Source organism: Mesorhizobium sp. WSM4828 (assembly GCF_055811175.1).
Genome location: NZ_JBVVQK010000010.1, coordinates 193,746 through 203,937, shown reverse-complemented (window position 1 = coordinate 203,937; position 10,192 = coordinate 193,746). Strand labels below are relative to the sequence as shown.

Below are 10,192 nucleotides of genomic sequence, written 5' to 3'. Positions count from 1 at the left end.
CTTGACCCCAGCACACCGGTGCTCAGGTCCTCATGGCCACCAAATACGCACGTCTGCGGTCTTCACCGGATGGGTACCAATCATCTCCTTGAGCGCCTTCACCGCATCGCCCTGGTGCTGGGCAATGAACTTGTCGGCGATGGCCTGCAGGGCTGCCTCCTGGCGGCTGTCCAGCCTCACGATGTGGTCCATGACGACGGCTCCGATCGCTCCTGTTGAAATTGAACAAAACGGGAACAAAAATGTCAAGGGCGAATTGACTCCGCGAGGAATGCCTTCCTATTTGTCAGTAGGCGGGGCGGTTGCTCACAAATCGAGGAGAGCCGCGATGGGCAGACGAAAAAGCCGGTTCGACAGGCTGTCGGCGAGGGATGCGGAGGCGATCATCAGGGACGCTTTGAGCCTGCGCCGGACGGTGCTGTCGTCGCAGCTGCATCTGAAGGCGCATGGCGAGCTGTTCTGGCAGCTTTGCGGGCTTGTCGAAAAATTGCACGGGGTGCTGGCCAGCGTCGCGGAGAAGGAGCCCGATTACCGGATGGCGGAGCTTGGCCTGCTTCCGCTGCCCGAGGATTACTCGACCCGGAAATGAGCCATGGCCGGGCCGATGGACAGCGTTGGGCGTGCCGCCAAGGCCAACATGCTGCTTATCGTGGAATGCGGCCATTGCTACCATGTCGGACGGTTCAGGGCGAATGACGTGGCCCAGGTGGTGGGCTGGAACAAACCGCTGGAAGCGATCAGGTTCAGGTGCAAGCGATGCAGCCGCAAGGACACGACGGTGAAGACGCAGTTCATCGACCAGGATCATCCGCCCAAGGGCTACATCTGGGTGCTGCAGAAGTTCAAGCGCTAAAACAATGAGCCTTGCGCCGGCGCCTGCTGCGGAAACTTGATCTGCGTCGCCGGTTTTTCGACGATCACCAGCGCGTCATCGGGCGCCGTGCGCTGCAGGTGCCTTGCCTCCGACCACGGCGCCGTCAGCCAGGTCTCGGTTCCTTCCGGCGTGGCCAGGATCACCGGCATTGCCTTGTCGTGGATCGGCGCGATCAGCGCGTTGGGCCTGGTCGTCATGAAGCCATAGACCTGGTGATCGGCGGGGCCGTCCTTGACCTTGCGAATGCCATGCCAATGCGTCCACAGGCCGGCAAAGAAGAACAGCGGGCGGTCCTCGCCGAGTGCAAACCAGTAGTTGCGCTGGATGCCGGTCTCGGGGTCCTTGTCACCGGGCGTCGGGCTGGGCTCGGCGAAGCTGGTGACGGGCACCACGCAGCGGTTCTCGATGCCGAGATATTGCTGCCAGTGGCCGTATTGCGGATTGCGGATATTGGTGGTGCCATAGTCGGCCTTGCCCTTCACCCGCTCCAGTGGCGTCGGCATGCCCCACAGCAGATTGGCCAGTTCGCGTTCGCCGTCCGGCGTGTTGCGCACCACCGGGCCTGGTTGGTTGGGATAGATGTCGATGGAGGGTTCGAGATTGCCGAGGATGTCGCGCAAGGCGCGGGTCCACTGGCGGATGGCCTGCTGGCTGGTCGTGATGTTGTAGAGATTGCACATTTCAGGCCGTTCCCGGATGCTCAGGCATCTTGTTGGAAACGGCCCGGAATTTCCAGCGCTGTCCGTTGGGTTGCTGACACGGCAGGCCGTGTCAGCAATGTTTGTGAGACCTACCGCGCCGATTGTCTCATAGCCTGTGCGGCGACTGCCGCGAGAAAAGCCCTCGCCGCGGCATCGCAGGCCGCTCGAGACGGGCCTTTGGCGAAAAGAAGAAGCTCGGCGGCTCGAATGTTGAGCCCGTGCTTCCTTGCGAATGTGGCTAGATCGTAAGGCTTGGTGTCGTAAGGTTCGTCGTCGTAGTCGATCGTCAGATCGTAGTTTTCTTTCATTTTCTTCCTCCCTTTAGCGATCTCCCCCCTCCTGTCGCTAACGCAAAATTAACGTCGATCGCGGCGGGCGAGTCCACCAATCAGCGATTGTGTAAAAAACGTACGAGCTCGGATGCTCGCCCTCGCAACGGGGGCCGCCGCGAGCAATCGCCGCGGACCGGATCGGTCGAAAGAGCCGATTATGATGGCAACGTTGGAAAAGCCTGCCATGGCCTGGTGCCACGGGGGTGTCCCCGACCCCTACCGTGCCTAATGGCCGTCATTTTCATCTTCCAGGCCCGGTCCGCAAAGCCGGCCTCGTTGGGTTCGGCTAAAGAATAAATCCGGCCAATAACACCGTAAGGAGCAGCGACAGCGGAACGGCCGCAAGACACCAGATCTCCAACGTGTTGTTTTGCAGCGGGTCCATCGTCAGCCTCACTTTTTGGTTCGTCATTGTGACACTAACGGTTGGTCGGAGGTAGGGGTTCCAAGCGACGCCGTTCATAGAGCGCTGCCTGTGCGGCATATTAGCAACAGCTTGACAACCGCTGAGCCCGTACCGCCTGGACAACTTCACTGGCGCCGGTGGATGCGTATTCCGCAGGAATGCAAGCGCCCCTCATCAGCCGTGCGGGATCGATCGCGGCCCCAATCAGCGCCGAGCCGATGCGCGTTTATAGGACCTAAGTCTGACCTGCCTGCGCAATGGTCTTGTGTACGGCCGGCGTCGGGAACAACTGCGCCCGTCTTCAGTTGATGGCGTCACCTCCTCGAGGAGACATCGGCGCAGAATCAGTCCCTTCATGCGCTGATTAGGGTCCGCCTGCCATTGCTGGATTTGGCAGGCGGACCCTTGGTTCTGTACGCTCCAGATCGAAAGCGGGTAAGCTCGGGATCACTCATCATCCCATAAATCCCGCAGAGAGGCATGGCGGCGGGCTCCTCGCCCCGAGATGCCTGGCCTTGCATCCGGCACGACGGCCGGAATGCGCAGAGGATCAAAGCCTCAGCCCTCCAGCGCCTCGTGCTGGTAAAGCTCATCCATGCTGAGCGTCGCCAGCGCGGCGAAGGGCGCCTGCTTTTTCACGCGGCCGTGGCTCAGGATCACGACGTCGTCGCAGAATGAGATGGTGCTGCGGTGATGGCTGATGACGATGGTGGTGCGGCGGCCGGCGCGCGACTTCAGCGTCTCGACGATTGCCGCTTCCGACAGCCCGTCCACCGCATTCGTGGCTTCGTCGAGGATGAGGATATCGGGATCGCGCACCAGGGCCCTGGCCAGCGCGATCCGCTGCCGCTGTCCCGCCGAGAGATTGACGCCGCGGTAGCCGACGACCGTCCTGTAGCCTTGCGGCAGTTGCTCGATGAAGCCATGCGCTTCGGCCAGTTTTGCGGCGCGCTCGGCGTCGTCGGCCGAAGCCGCGTCCTGGCCGTAGATGATGTTGTCGAAAATCGTGCCGTCGACCAGTTCCAGCTCCTGGCTGGCGAGCGCGATGTGCTTTCGCCATTGGCTGGGGTCGATGCGGTCGAGAGGCGATCCATCGACGAGGATCCTGCCGCTATCCGGTTCGACGAAGCGACACAGGAGATTGACGATCGTCGTCTTGCCGGCCCCCGAACGGCCGATCAGCGCGGTCGAGCGGCCGCTGCGGAGGTCGAAGCTCGCCGCATGCAGCACCACCGCGCGCTGCTCCTCGCTGGTATCGGGGCCGGAATAGGTAAAGGTGACGTCCTCGAACTTGATGCCTTGGCTGAGCCCGGGGAAGGCCGCGTCGCCTTGCGGCGGCTGGGGCTTGCCGGATGGATCCAGCATCCACGTCACCTCTTCAAGCGATCCGCTCAGGCCCTGCAGCTGGCTCCAGGCCATTTGCAAAGACCGCATATAGGGCTGCAGCCTGTAGAGCAGGATGACGAAGGCGACGATCAGCGGGAAGGAAACATTGGCGAACCAGGCGCCGATCACCACCGCCAGGAACAGCATGGCGTGCAGAACCTCGGTCAGCGGCGGCAAAGCTCCCTGGCGCGTCAGAAGCACGAAGGCGGCCCGACGCACCGCATCCGATGCCTGGTCGAAAGCCGCCTTCTCGCGTTGCTCCTGGCCAAAAATGCGGATCAGCCGCCCGGCATGCACCAGATGCAGCATCTGCGATGCGAGCTGGCTGTTGCGGGAGGCGACGCTGCGGCTCGGCGCCTTCAGATTGGCCGACAGCATGGCGTGCGCGACCTGGACCAGCGCCAGCCCCAGAGTGACCAGTAACGTCATCTTCCATGACAGAAGTAGCAGGAAGATCAGGAGGATGATTGCGGCCGATGCGTTGACGATTGCCCCCAACGTGATCTGGATTGCATCCGAGGCCCGCCAGGATTCATTGGAGATGATGTTGAGCAGCCGTCCCGGGCTTTGCTGCAGGAAGAACGGGTAGCCTACCCGCAGCAGCTGCTCCGACAGCGCGCTGCGGATCGAATGGCTTGCCTTGCCGTAGATGAAGGTGGTCAGCAGCGTATTGGCGTAGGCGAACAGGTTCTTCAGGACGATCGAGCCGAGGATGGCGACGGATATGACGATCAGCCGGTCGCGCTCGCTCAGGCTCGATCCGACATGCTGGAAGACGGCGGAAAAGCCGGCCATGCCGCTCTGCCCTTGCCCCATGATTATGTTGAGCAACGGGATGATCAGGCCGATACCAAAACCTTCGAGCGCGGCGCTGAGCAGCCCGAGCACTACCACGGCCGGAAGCAGGCGCAACTGCTTTTGCCCGAGCGCGCGGCGCAGCATCGGCAGGCTGGGCGGCATCAGTCGCATGATAGCGGATCACCTTGCCTCGGCATTTGCCTGTTGCTCCTGTCGCATTTCCGTTGTCTTTGGCGATTTCGCCAGCAAAAGCACCGCGAACTTGGCCGCGCCGAGCAAATTCATGCCGATGATCGGCCAGTGCGACAGCTTGAGTTCGCGATCGAACAGCGGGCCTTTCCCCAGTTCGCGCAAGGCCGCCCTCATAGACCAGTAGAAATGGCGAAGCAGCCACGGCGCATGGCGGATATGTTTCAGGCAAAGCCCGCCATTGCCCATGCTGTAGTCGCGATGCAGCTTTTCGATGGCTTTGCGGTCGCGCCGGCCGTGATGGTGATAGATGGTCATGTCGGGCACATATTCGACCGGAATGCCGAGCAGCACCGCCCGGACGAGATAGTCCGTATCCTCGGCGGAGCGCAGCGGGCCGCCGGCGCCGAAGCGTTCGTCGAAACGCCCGATGCGGGCGGCGACATCGCGGTGCATCGTCATGTTGCAGCCGAGTACGAAGCCGCCGGGATGGACATCCGGCGTAAGCCGCGCGCGCACCGGCGACCGCTTGATGGTGAACGGCAGGTCGCGGGGATCGCCAAGCTCGACGCGGCCGCCGCGGATGACCCGCTCGCCGGCCGCATAGTGCCGCTGCAGATCGCGCAGATAATCCTTGTGGACCGCGCAATCGTCATCGACGAAGACCAGCACGCGGCCCCGCGCCCGCTCGAGCCCGGCATTGCGGGCGGCCGCCAACCCGGGTCGTGGTTCGCGAATAGCCGTGAACGGAATGTCCGACAGTTCGGCGATGCTGGCCAGCCGTTTGGCCGTGCTGTCGGTCGACCCGTTGTCGACAACCACCAGCTCGGCGGCAAGGTCGGCATGGGCACGACACGCGGCCTGGATCGACCTGATACAGGGCTCGAGCACGGCGACGCGGTCGCGTGTGCAGACAATGAAGCTGACCGCCGGTGCCGGTCCATGCTGCGGCCGCGGCGACATGGCCGCCGGCACCGTCGAGTGGCCGCGCTGCTGGAGCTGGTGCGATTTGACGAACATGCGTTGCTAGCTCAACTGGTTCGAAGGCAAAACGGCCGCGGCCGGCACGGATTGCAGATAACGCAACAGGGCGTCCACCTGCCTCGTGACCGACATCGAGACGAGACTGAAGCGCGGCGCGAAGGCACCGGTGCGAAACACGTACTGCTCGCGGCGCCGGATGAGTTTCCATTTCGCCGTCCGCGTCAGGAATTCATGCATCAGCAGTGGCTGTCTTTCCCCGGATATCAGTTGATAGAGGAAATAGAACAGGTTCAGCGTGCCAGCCTGGTAACTCGGCCTCGTCTCGGCCGGCAGGACGGCAATCGTTTCTTCCAGCGCAAGGATCCATTCGGCGGCACGGCGAACCGTGCCCATCGACAGGACCTCACCGATATCGCGGAGGCCTTGCGTCTCTTGTGCGAGCCCTTCGCGCTCGAGGTTCTCGGCGACGATCTTCAAATGCGTCCTGCGCATTTCGCGCTTGTGCTTGTTGGTCACGCTGTCGTCATGGATGCGGTAGGCGATCAGGCTTTCGGGGATCATGGCCGCCGCGTAGCGGTCGGTCAGCCGCCTGAACATGTCGAAATCCTCGGCATGCTTGTAGCTGGTATCGTAATATAGAACGTCTTCTTCTATGACATTCCTGTTGTATACCACCGTGGAATGCATGAAGATCGTGAAGAACATCGACAATATCCGCAGGCTATTGTCCTGGAATATCGGATCGGGCGAACCCCTGACGACGCGGTTGCCGAGCAAGGTGTCGAAGCCTGCACCGCACAGCGCAAGGTCAGGCTGCTGGTTGAACAGCGCGACCTGCCGCGACAGGCGTCGGGGATAGGCGATGTCGTCGGCATCCATCCTGGCGACCAGATCGCCGCGGGCCACGGCCAGGCCTTCGTTCAAAGTTGCGATCAGGCCACGGTTTTCGCGTGAGATGATCGAGATACGGCTGTCGGCCTGGCGATATTTCTGCAGGATCTGCAGCGAGTTGTCCGTCGAGCCGTCATCGATGGCAATGACCTCCAGACGATCGTAATCCTGGCGCAGGACGCTGCCCAGCGCAGCGGCGAGATAAGGTCCCGCATTGTAGATCGGCAGCAGAACTGACACCAAGGGAGCAGCCATGATCAGCTCCGATCGGTTCGGTGCAGCTTGCGAGGCAAGCGTGATGCGCCATCGAGCGGTCTGCCCGGATATGCTCCCGCCGCGACCCATCCGGCATTGCCGGCGTCGATGCCTGCCGGGATGAGGCCGCGGCCTTTTCGAGCAACATAGGGGAAGTGGCGCTTGAGGCTGTTGAGCGGCTTCTCGAAAAGCAGCCACGAGACCGAGGCCAGCATGAGCGTCGCAGTTCCCGCGACCAGGAACCGTCCCGGCCCTTGTTCCGAGACGTTGAGCGGTATCCACGGCTGCGACTTGACGATGAGCGACAGCACTATCGGATGGTAGAGATACACGCCGTAGCTGATGCGGCCAAGGCCAAGCAGCGGCGGCAGTTCGAGAAGTTTTCCGATATTGCCGCCAACCCCTGTCGAACAGCTTGCAACGATGACCACCAGCGGCACGAGAGGCAGTACCTGCAACAACACCCAGAGGCCCCATTCCTGCACCGGATTTGCCGGCGCTGGCGCAAACCACTGTAAAACGAAAAACGCCACCGCGAGCCCCGGCCAGCCACCTCGAAGCCATTGCGGCAAGCCAGCTGTTCTTGACCGGTAGGCGGCAAGCAGCGCGCCAGACGCCAATGCATCCATCGACGCCGGCGGCAGCAGGTCGCGCGCCAAACCCGGCGTTCCAGCGACCGGCCAATAAAACCGGTAGGCCAGCGACAGCCCGATAACGCCGATGCAGATCGATTCCAGGCGCCGGCGCGGCGCCAGCAGGACGATCAGCGGCCAGGCGATGTAGAACTGCTCCTCGATGCTCAGGCTCCAGAAATGGCAGAGCAGCCAGGGCGTCCATTCATTCTGCGCTGCGTACCAGAAATTCGACAGATAGAGCGCATGCCAGACCAGCGAACCTCTGGACTGCTCCAGGTCCACCAGCCAGACGAAACCCAGCACCGCGAAATAGGGCGGGAATATCCGCAGCGCCCGCCTCACATAGAAGGATCTCAGCGCCGGTCCGGTTTCGAATTCGGCGGCCGCTCTGGCTTCCAGCAGCAGTCGCGTGATCAGAAAGCCGCTCAGCACGAAGAACAGACGCACGCCGATGTGGCCCCAGAACGAGGACCCGCCCGCCGCGAAGAAATGGGAGTACAGCACCATCGTCACGGCGATGGCCCTCAGCGCGTCCAATTGGGTGTCGCGCGCATTTCCCATTAGCGGCGTATGCCGGCGGGACGGCGAAACTGCCAATCGGTCAACATGGCGGCGTCGTTCACGGCGCATTTCCAATCGGAAGCGCCCCCCTCACGCAGAATAGGGCCACCATTGTGCAACGCAACACAAAAAGTTGACACATTTGAAACAGAAACGTGAGGCGTGGCTAATAAGGCGCGAAAAACAGCGGGAAGCAGCCCGAATTGTCCATTTTTGACGATTTTTGCGCGCTGCCTTGGCCCGCCAATATTCGGCGGCAGGGTGCTGCGATGCAGCATATTCGCCACCGTCGGGGGAACGCGTGAAGCTGATCCATTCGATCGCCGCCAGCGGCACCGGCGTCATCCCCGTCACGCATCATCTCTTCACGGTGCGGGTGCTGGCCGACAGGATCGTGATTCTCAGCCTCGGAGGCGTGGCCTATGATGGATCCGCCAGGCACCTGAGCGCCGACCAGCTGTGCGGCCTCGTGGCGAGCGGCACCCTTGCATCCGCCGGGCAGCAGGAGGCGTGTTGAAGCGGGGAACCCCGCTTTGCGGCACCCATCGAAGCGCGAGCTTCCTGCCTCCGAGTTACGCCTCCTTGCTCGCGTTCGCAAGCGCCACTGTGCGACGCTCCGGGAGCCCCATTCCGACGAGCGCGCCGGCGAGCGAGAGCAGAGCTGAGACGTCGATTGCCGAGGTAAAGCCATCACTGAACGCGTCGGTGGACGCGAAGCTTCCGGTCCCGGCGAACACCGCACCGGCGATGGCGATCCCAGATACGCCGCCCAGAAAACGGAATGTGTTGAATGTGCCGGCAGCCTTGCCGACTTCCGGCCGCGAGACCGCATTGAGGACCGCATTCTGCGCGGCAGGCATCGCCATCGACACGCCGGCACCGGTAATGATCAGCGGGGCGACTAGCTGGATATAGGGCAGATCAGGTGCTGCGATCTGCGCCAGCCAAGCCATTCCGGCTGCCTGCAGGATCAACCCGGCCACGACAAGCCAGCGCTCGCCGACGCGGTTGATCAGGCTGCCGGCGATCGGTGCGACCACGAAAAGCGTGGCGGTCCAGGGCAGCAATCCCATGCCGGCGCCGAGCGGCCCACGGCTCTGGGCAAACTGCAGAAACTGCGGCAACAGGAATACGAGGCCGTACATGGCGGCGCAGAGCAGGAAGTTCGCCCCTACGCCCGAGGAGAATGCGCGCGCCCGAAAAAACCGCAAAGGCAGCATGGGCTCACGGGTACGCAGCTGCCAAACGACGAATGCGATGGCGAGAAGCAGCCCGGCCGTCAGCGCCGACAGCACTTCAGAGCTGCTCCAGCCCACGATGTTGCCGCGCATCAGACCCCAGACCACTCCAAATGCCGCCGCAGTTACCAGCACGACGCCGAGGACATCGATAGCCGTGCCCGGCCCGTGGCTCTCCGGAATCCGACGCAGCACCAGCGGCATGAGAACGATGCCGACCGGGACATTGAGCCAGAAGATCCAGTGCCAGGAGAGGCCTTCGGAGATCGCACCGCCCGCCATCGGGCCGATGATCAGGGCCAGGCCGGTGATGCTGCTGAAGATACCCAGCGCCTTGCCTCGTTCCTCCGGGGGGAAAGCGACGCTCAGCAGCGCCATAGCCAGCGGCATGACCATTGCAGCACCCGCGCCCTGAACCGCACGGGCCGCAATCAGCAATCCGGCATTTCCGGCGAGCGCGCAGGCAACCGACGCTGCGACGAACAGCGCCAATCCGGCGATGAAGATGCGGCGTCGGCCGAACCTGTCACCGAGCGCCGCCCCGGTCATAAGCAGGACGGCAAAGCTCAAATTATAGGCGTTCATCGTCCATTGCAGCGTCTCCAGCGAGGCATCGAGCTCGACCCGCATCGTGCTCAATGCCGTTGCCACGACCATCGCATCGAGAACGACCATCAAGGAGCCTATCGACGTGAGGGCGAGAACCCAGACCTTCGTTGATGCCGCACTTTGCTTGCTCATGATGATGACGCCTCCGGCTTGAACAGATGGCCCGCCAGTCTCGCGGGCCCGTGATCCAGTGACGCGGAGGCACCACCAAAGGATTCCAGCCAAAGAAAGTTTTTTCGACCGAATCCTTTTGCCATCGTCGAGCGTCTATAGGACGCTGCCCCCGATGGCGGGCGCCTCTGCCTGGGAGACACGCATGAAATCAACCCTTGT

12 protein-coding genes are annotated in these 10,192 nt (G+C 62.6%); 3 read left to right on the top strand and 9 right to left on the bottom strand.

From position 1 onward, the window contains the following. Positions 1-30: 30 nt before the first annotated feature. Complete coding sequence (locus tag AC0L2X_RS14545; protein WP_473599945.1) at positions 31-192, bottom strand: hypothetical protein; 162 nt, start codon at positions 190-192, stop codon at positions 31-33. Between the two features lie 136 nt (positions 193-328). On the opposite strand from AC0L2X_RS14545, the gene AC0L2X_RS14540 reads away from it, so the two are divergent. Together AC0L2X_RS14540 and AC0L2X_RS14535 are read left to right on the top strand one after the other, a co-directional pair. Continuing rightward, positions 329-589: a hypothetical protein gene (locus tag AC0L2X_RS14540; RefSeq protein WP_352475623.1), complete on the top strand. Its 261-nt coding sequence runs from the start codon at positions 329-331 to the stop codon at positions 587-589. Between the two features lie 3 nt (positions 590-592). After that, positions 593-853: a hypothetical protein gene (locus tag AC0L2X_RS14535; RefSeq protein ID WP_023677293.1), complete on the top strand. Its 261-nt coding sequence runs from the start codon at positions 593-595 to the stop codon at positions 851-853. Here AC0L2X_RS14535 and AC0L2X_RS14530 read toward each other — a convergent pair. The 7 genes from AC0L2X_RS14530 to AC0L2X_RS14500 all read right to left on the bottom strand — a co-directional run bounded on the left by AC0L2X_RS14530 (position 850) and on the right by AC0L2X_RS14500 (position 8,290). Next, positions 850-1,554 carry an SOS response-associated peptidase gene (locus tag AC0L2X_RS14530; protein ID WP_473558146.1) on the bottom strand — a complete coding sequence of 235 codons (705 nt, stop codon included), beginning with the start codon at positions 1,552-1,554 and terminating at the stop codon, positions 850-852. The genes AC0L2X_RS14535 and AC0L2X_RS14530 overlap by 4 nt on opposite strands. Before the next feature lie 110 nt (positions 1,555-1,664). Further along, a complete protein-coding gene (locus tag AC0L2X_RS14525; RefSeq protein ID WP_352489964.1) occupies positions 1,665-1,883 on the bottom strand; it encodes a hypothetical protein in 219 nt (72 codons plus the stop codon). 988 nt (positions 1,884-2,871) lie between these two features. After that, on the bottom strand, positions 2,872-4,668 hold the full coding sequence (locus tag AC0L2X_RS14520) for an ABC transporter ATP-binding protein (protein WP_473558143.1): 1,797 nt from the start codon (positions 4,666-4,668) through the stop codon (positions 2,872-2,874). Between the two features lie 9 nt (positions 4,669-4,677). Beyond that, on the bottom strand, positions 4,678-5,706 hold the full coding sequence (locus tag AC0L2X_RS14515; RefSeq protein WP_473558140.1) for a glycosyltransferase family 2 protein: 1,029 nt from the start codon (positions 5,704-5,706) through the stop codon (positions 4,678-4,680). Between the two features lie 6 nt (positions 5,707-5,712). Continuing rightward, positions 5,713-6,816, bottom strand: a complete 1,104-nt coding sequence (locus tag AC0L2X_RS14510; protein ID WP_473558138.1) for a glycosyltransferase family 2 protein — start codon at positions 6,814-6,816, stop codon at positions 5,713-5,715. Between the two features lie 2 nt (positions 6,817-6,818). Continuing rightward, positions 6,819-8,012: an acyltransferase family protein gene (locus AC0L2X_RS14505; RefSeq protein ID WP_473558136.1), complete on the bottom strand. Its 1,194-nt coding sequence runs from the start codon at positions 8,010-8,012 to the stop codon at positions 6,819-6,821. Then, the gene (locus AC0L2X_RS14500; RefSeq protein ID WP_473558134.1) at positions 8,012-8,290 is read right to left on the bottom strand and encodes a hypothetical protein; all 279 of its coding nucleotides are present in this window, start codon (positions 8,288-8,290) and stop codon (positions 8,012-8,014) included. Before AC0L2X_RS14500 ends, AC0L2X_RS14505 begins: the two co-directional genes overlap by 1 nt. A gap of 23 nt (positions 8,291-8,313) precedes the next feature. Here AC0L2X_RS14500 and AC0L2X_RS14495 point away from each other — a divergent pair, with 23 nt between their 5' ends. After that, positions 8,314-8,529 (top strand): hypothetical protein, encoded by a 216-nt coding sequence (locus tag AC0L2X_RS14495; protein WP_473558132.1) that lies wholly within the window; start codon positions 8,314-8,316, stop codon positions 8,527-8,529. A 55-nt stretch (positions 8,530-8,584) separates the two neighbouring features. Here the strand turns inward: AC0L2X_RS14495 and AC0L2X_RS14490 are convergent, their stop codons facing one another. Continuing rightward, a complete protein-coding gene (locus AC0L2X_RS14490) occupies positions 8,585-9,991 on the bottom strand; it encodes a DHA2 family efflux MFS transporter permease subunit (RefSeq protein ID WP_473558130.1) in 1,407 nt (468 codons plus the stop codon). Positions 9,992-10,192: the final 201 nt, after the last annotated feature.

What these genes read in the sequence shown, in the direction of transcription:
- AC0L2X_RS14545 (WP_473599945.1), bottom strand. Translation starts at nt 192, where the DNA reads ATGGACCACATCGTGAGGCTGGACAGCCGCCAGGAGGCAGCCCTGCAG.
- AC0L2X_RS14540 (WP_352475623.1), top strand. Translation starts at nt 329, where the DNA reads ATGGGCAGACGAAAAAGCCGGTTCGACAGGCTGTCGGCGAGGGATGCG.
- AC0L2X_RS14535 (WP_023677293.1), top strand. Translation starts at nt 593, where the DNA reads ATGGCCGGGCCGATGGACAGCGTTGGGCGTGCCGCCAAGGCCAACATG.
- AC0L2X_RS14530 (WP_473558146.1), bottom strand. Translation starts at nt 1,554, where the DNA reads ATGTGCAATCTCTACAACATCACGACCAGCCAGCAGGCCATCCGCCAG.
- AC0L2X_RS14525 (WP_352489964.1), bottom strand. Translation starts at nt 1,883, where the DNA reads ATGAAAGAAAACTACGATCTGACGATCGACTACGACGACGAACCTTAC.
- AC0L2X_RS14520 (WP_473558143.1), bottom strand. Translation starts at nt 4,668, where the DNA reads ATGCGACTGATGCCGCCCAGCCTGCCGATGCTGCGCCGCGCGCTCGGG.
- AC0L2X_RS14515 (WP_473558140.1), bottom strand. Translation starts at nt 5,706, where the DNA reads ATGTTCGTCAAATCGCACCAGCTCCAGCAGCGCGGCCACTCGACGGTG.
- AC0L2X_RS14510 (WP_473558138.1), bottom strand. Translation starts at nt 6,816, where the DNA reads ATGGCTGCTCCCTTGGTGTCAGTTCTGCTGCCGATCTACAATGCGGGA.
- AC0L2X_RS14505 (WP_473558136.1), bottom strand. Translation starts at nt 8,012, where the DNA reads ATGGGAAATGCGCGCGACACCCAATTGGACGCGCTGAGGGCCATCGCC.
- AC0L2X_RS14500 (WP_473558134.1), bottom strand. Translation starts at nt 8,290, where the DNA reads ATGCTGCATCGCAGCACCCTGCCGCCGAATATTGGCGGGCCAAGGCAG.
- AC0L2X_RS14490 (WP_473558130.1), bottom strand. Translation starts at nt 9,991, where the DNA reads ATGAGCAAGCAAAGTGCGGCATCAACGAAGGTCTGGGTTCTCGCCCTC.